The following is a 16166-nucleotide window of genomic DNA, read 5'->3' as shown; positions in this document are numbered from 1 at the left end:
GAGCCGCCCGGCCGCCACCCGGCCGCGCCAGGCGGCGGCACGGTGCTGCCCGGATCATGGCGTGTCGCATTGTGAGATACCGTCTCTTATTGCTTGACAGCTATCCATCTCGCATCGAAAGATGACGTTGTGCATGTTGTGATGACTTCGCAGGGCCTCGGCCGGATCGAGGACGGCGCGATCGCCGTGCTCGACACCCCCTACGCCGACGCGGGCGCCCTCATCGAGGCGACCGGCTCGCTGGACGCCCTCGCCGCGGCCGAGGTCGTCCGGCGGATCCCGCTCGACGAGGCCACCGGGGACGACGCCGGGCCGCTGCTCGCGCCCATCCGCCCCCGCGCCCTGTGGGGCATCGGCATGAACTACCACTCGAAGGCGCGGCTGACCGGGCGCGACGCCCCGGCCGAGCCGGTGCTCTACCTGGCCGCGCCGTCGTCGGTGAGCGGGCCCGGCGCCGGCGTCCGGCTGCCGGCCGAGCAGACCGCCGAGATGGACTACGAGGCCGAGATCGCCGTCGTGATCGGCCGCACCCTCGACCACGCCGCCGAGGCCGACGCCTGGGCGGCCGTCGCCGCCGTGACCGCGGCCAACGACATGACCTGCCGCGACGTCATGAAGCGCACCGGGTGGCCCGTCCTGGCCAAGAGCTTCCCCGGCTTCACCCCGCTGGGCGCGTCGCTGCTGAGCCGGGACCGGGTCGCCGGCCCGGACGCGATCGGCGTCCGCTCCTGGGTCCGCGGCGAGCAGCGCCAGGACTCCAGCAGCGCCGACATGATCTTCCCGATCCCCGAGCTGCTGGCCCGGATCTCCCGGTACGCCGTCCTGCACCCCGGTGACGTCGTGCTGACCGGCACGCCCGCCGGGACCGGCCAGGACCGCGGCGACTTCCTGCGGCCCGGCGACACGATCCGCGTCGAGATCGACGGCGTCCTGCCGCTCACCACCCGGGTCCGGACGTGACCCCGCGCTCCGCGCCGCCCCGCCCGGGACGGCGCACCCGCCTTTCCCTCACCACCCGCACAGAACAGGGAGAACCTCGATGACCGAAGACAAGAAGCCCCGCTACGATCGCGTGCTCAAGGGCGGGACGGTCATCGATCCCGCGTCCGGCACGAACGCCGTGCTCGACGTCGCCGTCAACGGCACCACGATCGCGGCCGTCGGCGAGGGGCTCGCCGCGGAGGCGTCGGAGGTCATCGACTGCACCGGGCGCTGGGTGCTGCCCGGCCTGGTCGAGGGGCACACCCACATCTTCCAGTACGTGTCCGCGGTCGGCGCGCCCGCCGACGAGGCGCACCTGCGCCGCGGCGTCGTCGCCGCCGCGGACGCCGGCACGGCCGGCGCCTCCACGTTCGCCGCGTTCCGCAAGCTCGTGGTCGAGCCGTCCCCGATGCGGATCGTGAACTTCCTGAACGTGTCGGTGCTCGGCCTCATCGACTTCCGCTTCGGCGAGCTGATGAACCCCGACACGCTCGTCCCGGACGACGCGCTGGCCACCGCCGCCGAGAACCCCGACGTGGTGCGCGGCTTCAAGATCCGGCTGTCCGAGGACGTGGTCGGCGAGAACTGGCAGATGCTGCTGAAGAAGTCCCTCGACCTCGCCGAGCAGGCGGGCCTGCCGCTGATGGTGCACATCGGCGAGACGTCCGAGCCGCTCCCGGTCGTGCTGGACCACCTCCGCCCCGGTGACGTCGTCGCGCACTGCTACACGGGCAAGGAGCACGGGATCCTGGACGGCGACGCCGTGCAGCCGGCGGTGCTCGCGGCCCGCGAGCGCGGCGTCCTGTTCGACTCGGCGCACGGCAAGAGCAACCTCAGCTTCGAGGTCGCGCGGCCCGCGATCGAGAAGGGCTTCTACCCCGACGTCCTCAGCTCCGACACCAGCGCCCGCAACTGGCGCGGCCCGGTGTTCGACCTGCTGACCAGCATGTCGAAGCTCGTCGCGCTGGGCCTCCCGCTCACCGAGGCGGTCGCCCGCGCAACCGTGCGCCCGGCGCAGCTCCTCGGCCTGGAGGCCGAGGGCTACGGGCGCCTGGAGGCCGGCGGCCCCGCCCACGTCACCGTGGTCGAGGAGACCGACCCGGTCGCCCTGCCGGACGCCGCCGGCAACTCCATCACCGCGCCCCTCCTGCAGCCCGCGCTGGTCCTGCACGACGGTGCCGAGGTCGAGACCGTCCCGTGGCGCGGCCTATGACGGCTTCACAGGGTTCGCCGCGGGCCCGGCTGCGGGCGGCGCTGAAGGCGGGCACCCGGGTCACCGGGACCTTCGTCAAGCTGCCCGCGCCGGACGTGGTGGAGGTCTGCGGCCTCGCCGGCTTCGACTTCGTCGTCGTCGACCTGGAGCACTCCACGCTGACCGAGGCGGAGGCCATCGGGCTCGTCCGGCACGCCGAGCGCTGCGGGCTGCCGGCGCTCGTCCGGATCCCGGAGGTCGACGCGCCGCTGATCTGCCGCCTGCTGGAGAACGGCGCCGCCGGGCTGCAGCTGTCCATGCTGGGCTCGGCGGCGCAGGCCCGCGCGCTCGTCCGGGCCACGCGGTTCGCGCCCGACGGGGCCCGGTCGGTCAGCCTCGCCAACCGGGCCGCCGGGTTCGGGCTGCGCTCGTCCGGCGGTCTGGCGGCGTTCCTGGCCGCCGAACGCGCCGACCCGCCGCTGCTCGTCGGCCAGATCGAGACCCCCTGGTGGCGGGGCGGCGACTCCTGGGACGCGGTGACCGGCGAACTGGACGTCGTCTTCGTCGGCGGCACCGACCTCGCGGTCAGCCTGGGCGCCGCCCCGGGCGGAGCCGAGCTGCGCGCGGCCGTCACCGAGATCCGGGAGGCCGCCGGACGGCAGGGCATCGCGTTCGGCGGCTGGGTCCCGTCCCCCGCCGCCGCGGACGGGCACGGGATGGCCGCCGCGCGCTACCTGGTGACGGGCTCTGACCTGCAGATTCTGGCCGCCGGACTGGAAGCGGCGGCCGGCCGAGAGGGGAACGCATGACCGACGAGGGCCGCAACGCCAAGCTCTACAACAGGGTGATCGGCTGGGCCGACATGCCGGAGACCGAGCTGCGCAAGGGGGTGCGGCGCCGGGTCTACTCCACCGACGAGGTGATGGTCGCCCACCACACCCTCGACGTCGGCATGGACCTCAACCCGCACAGCCACGACGACTTCGACCAGCTCGTCTACATCTCCGAGGGGCGCTGCAACTACTACGTCGAGGGCGTCCCGCACGAGATGACGGCCGGGACGTTCCTGCTGGTGCCCGCGGGAGCCGAGCACTACATCGAGCCGCTGGAAGAGCCGTGCGTCAACATCGACATCTTCGTGCCGCCCCGCGCGGACTTCGCGAAGTCGCTGACCTACCTGGACGACCTCTCCTGAGAGGTTCGCCCGCGGCGCGCCGCCCCCGCGAGACCCCGGCAGGGGGCGGTGCGCCGCGACTCCGTGGTCCCGCCCATCCGGCGGAGTGTCAGCCGGCGGCCTCGGCGTGCGGTACGCCGTTGTTGCCGAGCCGCTGCGACAGGTCCCGGGTGATCTCCAGCAGCGCCTCGGCCATCGGCGAGTCGGCCTGGCGCGGGACGTCCACCGAGGTGCCGACGATCGCCATCGTGGCGATGATCGCGTCCCCCTCGAAGACGGGCGCGGCGATGGTGTGCAGGCCGTTCTCGGACGGCGAGTTGACCGACAGCCCGTGCTCGCGGATCCAGTCGAGCTCCGCGCGCAGCTCCGGGGCGCGGCGCAGCAGCTTGCCCAGCGCCGGCACCTGGTCGGGCGGGAGATACGCGCAGAACACCCGGCCCTGCGCGGAGGTCGCCAGGTCGAGCCGCGACCCGACGCGGACGCTGATGCGGATCAGGTGGTCGGTGTTGTCGGCCGAGCGCACGACCGTGGGGGACTCGCCGTCCCAGATGCTCAGCACGACGGTCTGCCCGGCGAGCTGGACGAGCCGGTCCATGTACGGTTCGGCGGCGGTCACGATCGGCAGCGCGGCGCGGGCCGCGGCGGCGAGCGTGAGCACCTGCGGGCCGAGGGAGTACAGCGCGGTGCGGTCGTCGTACCGGAGCAGGTTCGCGGCCCGGAGCGCCTTGGTGTACCGGTGCGCGGTCGCCTTGCTGGCGCCGAGCCGGGCGGTGATCTCGTTCAGGCTCAGATGCGGCCGGCTCACCGTGAACGAGTCCAGGATCAGCGCGGCGCGCTGCACCGTCTGGATCGAAGAGGAGCTCTCGGCCGTGGTGTCTCGTGCGGTCCTCGTCGCCATCCGTTCCTCGCTTCTGCCCGGGCCACCGGCCGCTTCGTGTGCCGTGCGGCGGCTCCGTGGCGGCATGACACGCCATCTCATCACGAGCGAGAGCGGCATGGCGGGTCATTCGCAACACCAATGGGTAAAGCGCCCAGCACGTAACGTAGTAGTAGCTTTACCGCACGCCATCTCTCACTGCGAGACGCAATCATGATGAACGTGACGCTCCTAGTCAAGCCGGTTGCGATCCATCCGTACAGCCCCTTGACATGACGAGCGAGACTGGTGAAGTCTGTACACGATGCGAGATGGTATCTCGAATTGTTGAACGATGCTGCTGACGAAGCGGCGTGGAAGGGGGTGGAGCCCGATGCCCGGACCGGATGGCACGGGACTTCCGGGGCGGCTGGTCGTCGAGGACTGGGACGCGCTGACTTTCCGCGTGAATCGGGTCGCGTACCGCTCGGAAGAGGTCTTCCAGGCGGAGCGCGACCGGATATGGGCGCGCACATGGCTGTACCTGGGCCATGAGACGGAAGTCGCCACGCCCAACGACTTCAAGACGCGAACGCTCGGCGGCCGGCCGCTGATCTTCTGCCGGGACGCCGACGGCGACATCCAGGCGTGGCTCAACTCCTGCCCGCACCGCGGCACCATCCTGTGCCGCGAGCGCGAGGGATCCACCAAGCTGTTCCAGTGCTTCTACCACGCGTGGACGTTCCGCAACAGCGGTGACGTGGCCGCCATCCCCGGCAAGGACGCCTACGAGGCCGCCGGCGAGGGCTTCCTCGACTCGATGCGGCTGCGCGCCGTCCCCCGGCTGGAGAGCCACGAGGGCTTCGTGTTCGTCTCGTTCGACCCGGACGTCCCGCCGCTGCTGGAGTACCTCGGCGACGCCGCGGACTACATGACGATGATCTCCCAGCAGCACGAGGCCGGCATGGAGGTCCTGCCCGGCACGCAGATGTACGGGGTGCGCGGCAACTGGAAGCTCGGCGTCGAGAACGCCATGGACGGCTACCACTTCTCGCCCACGCACAACACCTTCGTCGGCTACCTGCGCGAGACCGGCTTCGCCGTCACCGACGACGACCAGTACGCCTACAACCTCGGCAACGGCCACAGCCTGCTCGTCCTCACCGGGCACGGCGGCCGCATCAGCATGCTGTGGGAGCCGCGCTTCGGCGAGGACGAGAAGGTCCGCACCGAGGCGCACCGCGCCGAGATGGACCGCCGCCTCGGCCCCGAGCGCGCCCGCTACGTCGCCGACGAGAGCCACATCCTGTTCGTCTGGCCGAACCTGCTGCTGTTCGACCTCGAAGGGCTGTCGATCCGCCAGCTCGAACCGGTCGCGGCCGACCGCACCGACGTCCGCGCCTGGCAGCTCGCCCCGCGCGGCGAGGACGCCGACACCCGCGCGCTGCGGATGAAGACGATGGTCAGCTTCGTCGGCCCCGGCGGGCTCGCCACGCCCGACGACATCGAGGCGTACGAGGCGGTCCAGCGGGGCATCGAGGCCACCGCCGCCGACACCCGCCCCGGGATGGACTACAGCGACATGTCCCGCGGCATGGTCGACGAGGTCAAGGGCGTCCAGGGCCGCTCCATCGACGAGGGCGCGATGCGCGGCTTCTGGCGGCACTGGGTCGACGCGCTCGGCGTCGAGGACGGCCTGGCGGTCAGCGGAGACCGTCCCGAGCGCTTCCTTGAGGGGAGGAACGTGCGATGACGGCACTCATCGGCGGCCGCGAGATCACCCGCGCCGACGTGGAGGACTTCCTCTACGACGAGGCGGAGATCCTGGACGCCTGGAAGTACGACGACTGGCTCGCCCTGTTCGAGCCCGGCGCCCGGTTCGAGGTGCCCGCCACCGACTGGAAGGGCGAGTCGTTCTTCGAGTCCGGCTCGTTCGTCACCGACGACTGGGACCTGTTGCGCGCCCGCGTCAAGCGGCTCAAGTCGCGCAAGGCGCACGCGGAGAACCCGCCGTCGCGCACGCACCGGATGATCTCCAATGTGCGGCTGCGCGAGGCCGACGAGCCGGGCCTGCTCCGGGTCACGGCGTCCTTCATCGTCCACCGGGCCCGCGACGGGGAGTTCGACGCCTACGTGGGGCGGTACGACCACCTGCTCGTCCCGGGCGACGAGGGCCTGCGCTTCCGGCGGCGCCGGGCGGTCCTCGGCCACGAACACCTGACCGCCGGCGCCCGGCTGAGCTTCATCCTCTGAGGAAACCCTGATGATCCAACACAACCTCGCGTTCCGGTTCCGCGAGGACGCGCCGGCGGAGGCCGTCGAGTCCATCCTCGCGGAGCTGCGCACGTTCCCGAAGCGCTACCCGGCCATGCGCGACTTTTCGCTCGGGCCCAACATCAGCACCCGCAGCGACAGGTACACCCACGCCTTCTCGGTGAAGTTCGACACCCGGGCGGACCTGAACGCCTACCTGGAGAGCGAGTCGCACGAGCGGTTCGTCCGGGAGCGGTGGCGCCCGATCATGGACGACCACATCATCGTCACCTACGAGATCCCGGCCAAGCCGGGGCGGCCGCGCGGCCCGTACGGGATGGAGTACGCCCGCATCGAGGTCCCCGACATGGACCGCACGATCGACTTCCTCCAGTACCACGTGGGCCTCCAGCTCGAACAGCGCACCGACGAGTACGCCTACCTGCGGACCGACATCGAGCACCACTCGATCGAGCTGATCAGCGCGCCCCAGCATGAGGTGGGGCACACCGTCGCGATCGGCTACAGCGTCGAGAGCGACGAGGTCCTCGCCGACCTGCGCAAGCGGGTCGCCGACGCCGGCCACGAGATCCTCGAACTGCAGGACCGGCAGAAGGACCTGTGCGCGGACGGCTTCGCGGTGCGCGACCCCGACGGGCTGATCGTGGAGCTGTTCACCGGCTTCCTGGAGTACGCCGAGCCGCCGGTCACGGACCTGCGCCCGGTCGACCTCGTCCACCCGTTCATCGCGACGACGAAGTACGAGGAGTCGCTGGAGTTCTACACCAAGGTGCTGGGCTTCCTGCCGTCGGACGAGATCGTCGGCTCCACCACGTTCCTGCGCTGCGAGGACCGCTACCACCACAGCCTCGCGCTGCAGAACAACAAGGAGCACTACGTCGCGCACCTGTGCTTCGCGACGAAGAGCCTCGACCACGTCATGCGCTTCCGGGCCCGCGCCCTGTACAAGGGCGAGCCGATCGCGTCGGACCTGGTGAACCACTCGGCGTCGACGTCCATCGCGTTCTACATGCACGAGCCGCTGCACGGCCCCCGCTACGAGCTGTGCGACCGGCACCGCGTGTTCACGCCGGAGGAGCACGAGACGCACCGCCCCCGCCGGATGCCGCCGGACCCGCGCAACATCGACGTGTGGCGCCCGGCCGCCGACGACTGGGGCCGTTTCTGAGCAGGGCACCGGAGGACGCGGACATCGTCCGCGCCCTCCAGGTCCTGGCCGACGTCCCGTCCCCGTACGGGCACGAAGCCGCCGCCGCCGTGCGCCTAGCCTCCTGGTGCACGGCGCGGTGGCCCTGGATCGACTGGGACGTCCAGCGGTACGGCGGGGGCGGCGCCAACCTCCAGGCGGGCGATCCGCGCGGCGTGCTGCTCTACTCGCATCTGGACACGTCGCTCAGCGGCGACCCCGCCGAGGACCGCCCCATCACCGCCCGCGCGGACGCGCCGCCTTCGCTGAAGGTCACGGCGTCCGAGGTCTCGGGGTTCGGCCTGGGCGTGGCTAGGGCTCCTGCCGCCGCCGCTTTGATCGCTTTCGTCTCCGCCGCGTCCCGCGGCATACCCGCGCGCCTTCTCCTGGCCGGTTCAGGAACGCACCGGAGCATGCTGCGCGGCCACGGCGGAATCACTCGCTCGACCGGCCTCGACCACTACCTCGCCACAGAGCCGCGCCCGCCCGCCGCCATCGTCGCCAAGGGCGGCCCGCCGACGATCCTGTGGGAGGAGCCCGGCGCCCTCTATCTGCGCCTGCGCGTCGTCGGCCGGCACGGCGCCGTGCTCGCTCGCGAGTCGGCCGACCCGCCCGGCGGGGTCATCGCCCACGCGGGCCCGGTCATCGAGGCCGTCGAACGCTGGCGAGCGGCTTACGTCGCTTCCAATCAGGCCCCTGGCACCCAGGTCGGCCCGGCCGCCGGCATCGGCTCGCTCACGGCGGGCCGCCCCGACAAACCCGACCTCCTCCCGGCCCTGCTGGAGGCCGGTATCTACGTGGTGACGGTCCCCGAAGCCGACCCGCAGGTCATAGCGGGTGCGCTGCGAAGCGAGGTCGAGACCGCCTGCGCGAACGGTCCCCTGGCCACCTGCACGATCGAAGTGGACGTGGACGAGATCCACCCCGCCGCCGCGACCCCCGCCAACGCCTGGATCGTCCGTACCGCCCGCACGGCCTGGCAGAAGGAGTTCGGCGCCGCCCCACCCCCGATCACCGGCTGGACCGGCTCCACGGACGGGGTAGCGCTCAGAGCCCACGGCATCGACACCGTCCGCCTCGGCCCCGCTTCCCGCCCGTCCGCCGAAGATCCCCGTTGCGACGTCCTGGACCTCGCATCCCTGGCCGCCTACGCCCGCCTCTACGCCCACCTGCTGTCCTGAGGGCTTCCTGACGACGGGCTCCGACCTGCCCGTGCCGTAGTCGGGCACTTGCTGCGCTTGACCCACCGCATCATCGGGCCTGCGGACGTCTCTAATTATTCCTTGACACGAATATTCGTTGACGAGAATACTTCGCCACATGGACGACCTCCTGGCCGCACTGGCCGATCCCGCCCGCTGGCGCCTCGTGTGCCTGCTGGCCGAGCGCCCGCGCTCGGTCGGGGTCCTCGCGCGGCTGGCCGGGGCGCGCCAGCCGCAGACGACCAAGCACCTGCAGACGCTGGAGCGGGCCGGCGTGGTGACGTCCCAGCGCACCGGCCAGCGCCGCATCTACGCGTTGCGGCCGGGCCCGCTGCGGGAGCTCGCGGCCGAGCTCGGGCGGCTCGCCGACACCGCCGACGAGGCCGGCGGCTCCCGCGAGACCTTCGACCGGTACGGGCTCAGCCTCGGTGCGGAGCGGCTCGCCGCGCAGCGGCCGGGGTGGGCCGACGACCGCGCCTTCCGGTTCTCCCGGTCACTGGCGGGGCGCCCCGCGCAGGTGTGGCGCCACCTGACCGATGCCGGGCTGCTGGCCCGGTGGTGGACGCCCGACGACCTGCGCGTCTCCGAGCTCGTCTTCGAGGCGCGGCCGGGCGGGCGGATCGTCCAGGAGTACCGCGACGCCGAGGACGTCGACGGCTCCGATCCGGTCGCGGGCCGCGCGGAGGGGGTCGTCGAGGACGTCCGCCCCGCCGAGCGCCTGGCCTACCGGCTCAGCCCCCTCCTCCCCGCGGGCGGTCCCGCCTTCACCTCCCGCGTCGACATCGGCCTCCGGCCGGACGGGGACGGCACCGAGCTGCACGTCCATTACCGGATCACCGACAGCACGGTCGATTCCGCGGACTTCGTCGCGGGCATCGAGATCGGCTTCGGGCAGAGCCTCGACCGGCTCGTGGCCGCGATCGCCGCGGAAGCGCCCGGCGCTAGCACTTCAACCACACAAGGAGAACGAGATGAGCGAGACGACTGACGGCCGCAGGGTGACCGCCAACATGAGCCTCAGCCTCGACGGGCGCATCCACGGCGCCGGCGGGCCGGGCGACTTCGGGGCGTTCGTCCCGTACGTGAGCACTGAGGTCGCCAGGGACCACATGAGGCGGCTGCACAAGGACGCGACGACGGCGGTCCTCGGCCGGGGCAACGCCGAGGGGTTCATGGGGTACTGGGGCCCGCTCGCCGCGGACGACGACGCCGACCCGCGCGACCGCGGGTACGCGCAGTGGCTGACCTCGACGGAGAAGGTGGTCTTCTCGACCACCCTGACCGAGGCGCCCTGGGAGCGCACCCGCCTGGTGAACGCGCCCGCCGCGGAGGTCGTCGCCGAGCTGAAGGGCACCGGGAAGGGCGAGATCCTCGTCAACACCAGTGCCAGCATCATCCGGCCGCTGCTGGCGGCGGACATGATCGACCGGCTGTACCTGATGATCTTCCCGGAGATCGCGGGCGGCGGGCAGCGCCTCTTCGAGGACGGCCTGCCCGCCACGCGGTGGACGCTGTCCTTCCAGGAGACCGGCAAGCTGGGCGAGATGGCCCTCGTCTACGACCGGGCCCGCTGATCCCGCCCCGGCCGGGAGGTCGTGGCCCCGTTCACACCGCTCTTGGAACGGGGCCACGGGCTCAGGGGGCGGCCGGTCAGAGGCCCCAGGACTCGTTGGGGACGACCGCGTCCGCGATCTTGAAGCGGCCGCCGGGCAGCGGCTCGCCGGCGTTCTCGATGACGCTCTTGCCGAAGCCGGGCACGAGCGGGCGGCCGACGTCGCGGCGCAGCCAGAGCCGCAGCAGGTGGCGGCGCCGCTCGGGCTCGGGGTAGTCGACGTACTCGGTGCGCGAGTGGAGCGCCGCGTAGTTCAGGAGCCACTGGACGTCGCCGGGCTGGAAGTCCATGTCCAGCGGGAGGCCGGGCTCCTGCGCGATCTCGTCGAAAATGTGCAGCAGCTCGATCTGCGCCTCGGTCAGCCGCGGCACCTCCGGGTACTCCTGCGCCGTGAAGATCATCTGGGCCCCGGCGTAGGTGCTGAAGATGCCGTCCACGTAGCTGCAGATCGGCGACTCGTAGGTGTCGGCCGGGGCGTCGGGGTCCTGCCGGCGCCAGTCCCAGTGCCAGGGCTCGAACAGCAGCGGCGCGAGGTCCGGGCGGCGGCGCAGGATCTCGTTGTAGATCGTGGTGCCGCTGACCAGGCTGCTCGCGCCGCCCTCGCGGGCGCCGCGCAGGCACATCAGGGCGACGACGTCGGAGCTGTCGGAGTGGAACGGCAGCCGGTCCCGGACCCGCGACGGCAGCGCGGTCGGGTCGTCCATGGTCTTGTTCGAGGTGGCGATGACGTGGTCGAGGACGTCGCCGTACTGGTTCTGCGGCATGGGCGCGCCGAGGTGCAGGCCCATCAGGTAGAAGATCGCCCCGGCGACCGCGTCGCCGTACTCCTCCGTGCGGAGCCCGCGGACGAGGATGAACCCGCGGCCCGAGTCCATCTGCTGGGCGCACTCCTCGATGAGGCCGGCGGCGGCGTCCAGCGGGTAGTCGGCGGCCGTGACGGTGCGCAGGTCGGGGTCGTCGGCGACGAAGCGCCGGCCGACGGCCTCCAGCTCGTCCCGCTCGGCGTCGGACAGGTGGTAGATCCACTCGGTGGAGCCGGCCAGCTCGTCGCCGCGCCAGGCGGACGGACCGGAGATCGGGGACAGGTCAATGGTCGTGGACATGATGCCTCGCACTTCAGAAGGAGGGCAGGACCGCGGACGGGACGCCGCGGCCCGGAGAGACAGGGCGGCGGACGTCGCGGATTAGAAGGGCGTCTGCACGATGCCCGCGGCGGTGCCGGGGCGCATGCCGGTGCGCGGCGGACGCACGCGCAGCGGCTCGGAGTAGGCGCGCACAGCCGACCCAAGGCCCCGTGAGGCGACTCGGCTCATGGCGTGCTCCCGACTGTGGAGGATCTCCCGCAAACCGTAGGCCAACCTCGCACATCCCGTCAACCGAGATGGCATCTCGTATTCCCGTCGTGAGTTGCGGCTCCGGAGACTGGGCCGAGGGCACCTGCATCCACTACAATCGAACATATGTTCAAGTGGGTACAGGAATGGTCCTCACCCGAACGACGCCGGCCGAACCTTCGACGTGCGGCGGACGTGCCGACGACAGCATCACCCGACGTCCTCGCAACCTCCATCGACGCGATCAGGAGCTCCCAGGCGCGGCAGCGCCCCATCGTCATGGTCACCTGCGCCGCGGACGGCCTGCCCTGGGTCTGCGTCCCGGACTGGGGCGAGCTGCGGGTGATCGAGGACCGGTGCCTGCGCGTCGCGATATGGCCTGACGACCCCACCGTGGACGACCTCGATCGCGGTGAGCCCGTCCTGCTGATCGTCACCGGCTCACCGGACGTCCACCTCATCCGCGCCACGGCCCGCCGCTTGGCCGACGCCGCCATGGTGTGGGCGCATTACGACCTGACCATCACGTCGGCCCGGATAGCCGACCGCGGCACCGCGCCCTACTCCGCCCAGCTCAGCCCCGACACCGCCGCCCGCAGAGAGATCCTGAACGGCACCGCCCCCCGCTAGCGCCGCCGAAGCGGCGCTCGGCCGCCCTCTCCATATGATCAACTTGCCCGTTTCGCGTGTGGCAAAGTGGGCGCGACCGAGATCTACGGTCTGCACGATGACCGCCGCGGAAGGGACGTCGATGCCGGACGTCACGGCTCTCCAGCCGGGAGATCCATCGCGACTGGGCCACTACGAGGTGGCCGGACGTCTCGGGGAGGGCGGCCAGGGCGTCGTCTATCTCGGGCGCGGCCCGGACGGCGAGCACGTGGCGATCAAGCTGCTGCGGACACGGCTCGGCCGCGACGGCAAGGCGCACCAGCGGTTCGTGCGGGAGGTGGCGGCCGCCGAACGCGTGGCGCCCTTCTGCACCGCGCGGGTGGTCACCGCCGACCTGCACGGCGAGACCCCGTACGTGGTCAGCGAGTACGTCGACGGCCCCTCGCTGCACGACCGGGTGCGCGACGAGGGCCCGCTCACCGGAACGGCCCTCGACCGGCTCGCGATCGTGACCGCGACCGCGCTGGCCGCCGTCCACGAAGCGGGCATCGTGCACCGGGACTTCAAGCCCGGCAACGTGCTGCTCGCCCCGGACGGCCCCCGGGTGATCGACTTCGGTATCGCCCGGGTCCTCGACGCCACCTCGACCCTCACCAGCCAGCTCGTCGGCACGCCCGCGTTCATGGCGCCGGAGCAGATCAACGGCGAGGAGACCGGCCCGGCCGGCGACATGTTCGCCTGGGCTGGCACGATCATCTACGCCGCCACGGGCCGCCCGCCGTTCGGGGGCGACACCGTCGCGGCCGTCATGAACCGGATCGTCCACCACGAGCCGGACCTCGGCGCCCTGACCGGCCCGCTGCGCGAGGTGGTCGCCGCCGCGCTGAACAAGGACCCCGCACAGCGCCCCACCCCCCGCGACGTCATCGACCACATGGTCAAGAGCCACGCCGCCCCGCCCGCGCCACCGGCGGCAGCTCCATCCGCACCTCCAGCGGCGGCCCCGCCCGCGCCACCGGCCGCCGCCCCGCACCAGTTCGCCGCCCAACCTCCGCCCATGCCCGCTCCGCCGCAGCGCCAGGGGCCGGTGCCATCGCGGCCGACCGCCGGGGTGGAGGCGATCGGACCGGCGCTGGGCGCCTTCGTGGCCCTGTACCTCCTGACCGCGCCCTTCGGGCTGGTCGCCATGGGCGATTACCGGGGGATCCTGGGCCACGGGACCGGATTTCCGATCCTGTCCGACCTGTTCGGCTATCTCCTGCCCGCGGCGCTGGCCGCGCCGCTCGGGGCGAAGTTCGGCCGCCGGTTCCCGAACGGGGCGGCGGGGGCAGCCCTCGGCCTGATCCTCATCGGAGTGATCCTGATCTTCCTGACGCCGTCCTACATGCTGCTGATGGTCGGCCGGGTCGTGTCCGGGCTGGGCGCGGGCGCGCTCGCCGCGCTGCTCGCGCTGCGGGTCGGTCATCTGCGGGGAGGGGCGGTCGCGGCGATGATCGGAGCCGGTGTGCTCGCCGTTCTCCTCGGCTTCCTCGCGGGCCCGGTACTGGCGGCGCCGTTCGGGTGGCGGCTGGTCTTCGTGGCGGCGTTGCCGCCGACCCTGCTGGCGCTGCTCGCGTCCGTCCTCGGCGGCCTCACGGCCACGCTCCAGACGGGCAACGCCCAGCACCATCCGCCGCCCCCGCGGTAGCCGGACGGGAAACCGCCGCCGCGCGGCGATGAATACGGCGGTCCCCCCTGGTCAACCTCCTGACTGGAGCAACCGATTCTCAGGAGATGACATGGGCCTCATCCATATCGAGATGTTCGCGACCCTCGACCTCGTCGGGCAGGCGCCCGGCGGACCCGACGAGGACCCGGAGGGGTTCCCGTTCGGCGGCTGGCAGGCGCCCCTGCTGGACGAGGTCTCCGGAGGGCAGGTCGGCGCCGCGTACCAGGGCACGGACGCCCTGCTGCTCGGCCGGCGGACGTACGACATCTTCGCCGCCTACTGGCCGCACCAGAAAGGCGGCGAGGACGGCGAGATCGCCGCGCTCTTCAACGGCATCCCGAAGTACGTGGCCTCCCGTGGAAAGCCCGACCTCCCGTGGGCCGACTCAACGCAGCTAGGCCCGGATCTGGCCGCCGCAGTGGACGAGATCCGTGAGCGGCACGAGAACATCAAGGTCGTCGGAAGCCTGAACCTGGTGCAGACCCTCCTGCGCGAGAAGCTCTTCGACCGCCTAGACCTCTGGGTGCACCCGATCGTCCTCGGCGTAGGGAAGAAGGTGTTCGACGAGGGCGCGGTCCCCGCGAACCTCACCCTCCTCGAACCCCCGGTCGCCAGCCCAACCGGCACCGTCTACCTGCGCTACGCCCTCGCCGAAGGCACCCCCGGCACGGGCGACATGAGCGCCCCCGATAGGGGTGTCGGCACCCAGGACTAAATCCGCCGGACGACTGGCGTCAACCGAAGGGGTGGTCTCAGGCCGTCCCCGATGCGGTCATGCGGATTTCGAAGGACGGTTAGCGGGCGGTGGCGGGGCCGTGGACGACCGCGCCACCGCTGACGCGGAAGGTGCTGGCGTGCAAGGGGCAGATCACGCGGGTGTCGGCGTCGTCGTCGGTGACGATGCGGCCCTGGTGAAGGGCACCGGACCAATAGCTGGGGTCCATCGCGTGAGGGTCAGCGGTCCAGGTCGTTCCGCTTCACGCTCGCGACGAGTTCGGCGAAGGCCGTGGAGGTCAGGGTGAGGTGGCCCACCTCGGGGGCTTTGGAGTCCCGGATGCCGAACTCGCGGGCCAGGCGCGCCACCTCGACGCAGTCCGCCTGGCCAGAATTGGCGCTGTACCGGGACTTTCTCCACTGGATCACTGGTGAGCCTCGATCATCTCTTGGAGTCTGGCGCGGGTGGCCTCAGGAGTGAGTGCGCGCCCGCTGGTTCGGTCAAACGCGACATTCAGCCTACGCAGGTCCTCGATCTCAGTCACGAGCCTTCCGCGAGCCGGGGTTTCGATGAATCCGACTTCGCGTGCCGATGTGGTGAAGAGGTAGAAATCTCCCGCTAGACCGACCTGGAGTCCGACTGCTGCGGGTACCAGGCGGAGGGTTACGTTCGGGAGGTCTGCCACCTCCGCGATCCTGTCGAGCTGGCCCGGCAGTATGTGGGGCGGGATGACTGTCAGGGCGAGTTCCGAGAGCAGTATCGAGACATAGGGCGGCCCCTTTCGGGTGAGTACCACTTGCCTCTCCATCCGGCGTCTGACGTGGTCGTCCACCTCTGATTCGCCCGCGAGGGTGAATGCCTCACGGGCGTACTCGGGTGTCTGGAGGAGGCCCGGCAGGAACGCCACTCCGTTGATGCGGATCACGTCGGCCAGTGACTCGTACTCGACGAACGCGAGGAACTGCGCCGGGGCCTGCATGGTCTTGGCGTAGTGGCGGAGGGCTTCCAGGAGTCCGCCTGTCTTCCACTCAAGGTCGAGGACCCGGAGTGCTTCGACGGGTGGGTGGTTCCTCCCGGCCTCCCAATTCGAGACCGTCTTGTGGTCGGCCGCTACGAGCCGTCCGACATCGGCTTGGGACTGGCGGTGCTGCTGACGGAGTTTCCGCAGCATGTAGGCCAGAAGTGACCAGAGTCCGTCCATCGGGTTGATCGACTCAGCGGTGCTGGCCATGACTCCTCCGTGACTCTCGAAGCGCTCCCGAGACAAAGCAAAGGTAACAGTGAGTGTGTGAGCCTGTGCGGAGAGCAAAAAGATCGTAGCGG

General features: G+C 71.3%; 19 protein-coding genes. 13 read left to right on the top strand and 6 right to left on the bottom strand.

The window, feature by feature from the left end; translation table 11 throughout:
• The first annotated feature begins 141 nt into the window (after positions 1-141).
• The 4 genes from IEZ03_RS35130 to IEZ03_RS35115 all read left to right on the top strand — a co-directional run bounded on the left by IEZ03_RS35130 (position 142) and on the right by IEZ03_RS35115 (position 3368).
• Positions 142-960, top strand: coding sequence for a fumarylacetoacetate hydrolase family protein (locus tag IEZ03_RS35130; protein WP_184889960.1), 819 nt, complete (start codon positions 142-144; stop codon positions 958-960).
• 79 nt (positions 961-1039) lie between these two features.
• Entirely contained in the window at positions 1040-2194 is a 1155-nt protein-coding gene (locus IEZ03_RS35125; protein ID WP_184889958.1) for an amidohydrolase family protein, read from the top strand.
• Positions 2191-2982, top strand: a complete 792-nt coding sequence (locus IEZ03_RS35120; RefSeq protein ID WP_184889956.1) for an HpcH/HpaI aldolase family protein — start codon at positions 2191-2193, stop codon at positions 2980-2982. The genes IEZ03_RS35125 and IEZ03_RS35120 overlap by 4 nt, the downstream gene beginning before the upstream one ends.
• Positions 2979-3368 (top strand): cupin domain-containing protein, encoded by a 390-nt coding sequence (locus IEZ03_RS35115; protein WP_131975427.1) that lies wholly within the window; start codon positions 2979-2981, stop codon positions 3366-3368. Before IEZ03_RS35120 ends, IEZ03_RS35115 begins: the two co-directional genes overlap by 4 nt.
• An 88-nt stretch (positions 3369-3456) precedes the next feature.
• Here the strand turns inward: IEZ03_RS35115 and IEZ03_RS35110 are convergent, their stop codons facing one another.
• Complete coding sequence (locus IEZ03_RS35110) at positions 3457-4245, bottom strand: IclR family transcriptional regulator (protein ID WP_184889954.1); 789 nt, start codon at positions 4243-4245, stop codon at positions 3457-3459.
• Positions 4246-4597: 352 nt separating this feature from the next.
• Here IEZ03_RS35110 and IEZ03_RS35105 point away from each other — a divergent pair, with 352 nt between their 5' ends.
• The 6 genes from IEZ03_RS35105 (at position 4598) to IEZ03_RS35080 (ending at position 10439) form a co-directional block, all read left to right on the top strand.
• Positions 4598-5956: an aromatic ring-hydroxylating oxygenase subunit alpha gene (locus tag IEZ03_RS35105; protein WP_184889951.1), complete on the top strand. Its 1359-nt coding sequence runs from the start codon at positions 4598-4600 to the stop codon at positions 5954-5956.
• On the top strand, positions 5953-6456 hold the full coding sequence (locus IEZ03_RS35100; RefSeq protein WP_184889949.1) for an aromatic-ring-hydroxylating dioxygenase subunit beta: 504 nt from the start codon (positions 5953-5955) through the stop codon (positions 6454-6456). Before IEZ03_RS35105 ends, IEZ03_RS35100 begins: the two co-directional genes overlap by 4 nt.
• 10 nt (positions 6457-6466) lie before the next feature.
• Positions 6467-7645: a Dabb family protein gene (locus IEZ03_RS35095; protein ID WP_184889947.1), complete on the top strand. Its 1179-nt coding sequence runs from the start codon at positions 6467-6469 to the stop codon at positions 7643-7645.
• Complete coding sequence (locus IEZ03_RS35090) at positions 7609-8844, top strand: hypothetical protein (protein ID WP_184889945.1); 1236 nt, start codon at positions 7609-7611, stop codon at positions 8842-8844. Before IEZ03_RS35095 ends, IEZ03_RS35090 begins: the two co-directional genes overlap by 37 nt.
• A 139-nt stretch (positions 8845-8983) precedes the next feature.
• Positions 8984-9853: a metalloregulator ArsR/SmtB family transcription factor gene (locus IEZ03_RS35085; RefSeq protein ID WP_184889943.1), complete on the top strand. Its 870-nt coding sequence runs from the start codon at positions 8984-8986 to the stop codon at positions 9851-9853.
• Positions 9837-10439: a dihydrofolate reductase family protein gene (locus IEZ03_RS35080; RefSeq protein ID WP_184889941.1), complete on the top strand. Its 603-nt coding sequence runs from the start codon at positions 9837-9839 to the stop codon at positions 10437-10439. Before IEZ03_RS35085 ends, IEZ03_RS35080 begins: the two co-directional genes overlap by 17 nt.
• A gap of 76 nt (positions 10440-10515) precedes the next feature.
• Here the strand turns inward: IEZ03_RS35080 and IEZ03_RS35075 are convergent, their stop codons facing one another.
• Both IEZ03_RS35075 and IEZ03_RS38675 read right to left on the bottom strand, forming a co-directional pair.
• Positions 10516-11580 carry a TauD/TfdA family dioxygenase gene (locus IEZ03_RS35075; RefSeq protein ID WP_184889939.1) on the bottom strand — a complete coding sequence of 355 codons (1065 nt, stop codon included), beginning with the start codon at positions 11578-11580 and terminating at the stop codon, positions 10516-10518.
• A gap of 81 nt (positions 11581-11661) precedes the next feature.
• Positions 11662-11790, bottom strand: a complete 129-nt coding sequence (locus IEZ03_RS38675) for a hypothetical protein (protein ID WP_268248590.1) — start codon at positions 11788-11790, stop codon at positions 11662-11664.
• A 216-nt stretch (positions 11791-12006) separates the two neighbouring features.
• Here IEZ03_RS38675 and IEZ03_RS35070 point away from each other — a divergent pair, with 216 nt between their 5' ends.
• From IEZ03_RS35070 to IEZ03_RS35060, 3 genes are all read left to right on the top strand, one after another.
• Positions 12007-12441, top strand: a complete 435-nt coding sequence (locus tag IEZ03_RS35070) for a hypothetical protein (RefSeq protein ID WP_184889937.1) — start codon at positions 12007-12009, stop codon at positions 12439-12441.
• Between the two features lie 97 nt (positions 12442-12538).
• Positions 12539-14107, top strand: coding sequence for a bifunctional serine/threonine protein kinase/MFS transporter (locus IEZ03_RS35065; RefSeq protein WP_229808777.1), 1569 nt, complete (start codon positions 12539-12541; stop codon positions 14105-14107).
• A 91-nt stretch (positions 14108-14198) separates the two neighbouring features.
• Positions 14199-14843: a dihydrofolate reductase family protein gene (locus tag IEZ03_RS35060; protein WP_184889935.1), complete on the top strand. Its 645-nt coding sequence runs from the start codon at positions 14199-14201 to the stop codon at positions 14841-14843.
• A 79-nt stretch (positions 14844-14922) separates the two neighbouring features.
• Here IEZ03_RS35060 and IEZ03_RS35055 read toward each other — a convergent pair whose 3' ends face one another.
• From IEZ03_RS35055 to IEZ03_RS35045, 3 genes are read right to left on the bottom strand one after another with little or no spacing between them, the layout of a single operon-like run.
• The gene (locus IEZ03_RS35055) at positions 14923-15072 is read right to left on the bottom strand and encodes a Rieske 2Fe-2S domain-containing protein (RefSeq protein WP_184889933.1); all 150 of its coding nucleotides are present in this window, start codon (positions 15070-15072) and stop codon (positions 14923-14925) included.
• A 10-nt stretch (positions 15073-15082) separates the two neighbouring features.
• Positions 15083-15271, bottom strand: coding sequence for a DUF397 domain-containing protein (locus IEZ03_RS35050; RefSeq protein WP_184889930.1), 189 nt, complete (start codon positions 15269-15271; stop codon positions 15083-15085).
• A complete protein-coding gene (locus IEZ03_RS35045; protein WP_184889928.1) occupies positions 15268-16074 on the bottom strand; it encodes a helix-turn-helix domain-containing protein in 807 nt (268 codons plus the stop codon). The genes IEZ03_RS35050 and IEZ03_RS35045 overlap by 4 nt, the downstream gene beginning before the upstream one ends.
• Positions 16075-16166 lie beyond the last annotated feature (92 nt).

The organism is Actinomadura livida, from assembly GCF_014648675.1.
Taxonomy (GTDB): domain Bacteria; phylum Actinomycetota; class Actinomycetes; order Streptosporangiales; family Streptosporangiaceae; genus Spirillospora; species Spirillospora livida.
The sequence above is the reverse complement of the archived record's forward strand: the minus strand, read 5'-3'. Positions and strand labels throughout refer to the sequence as shown.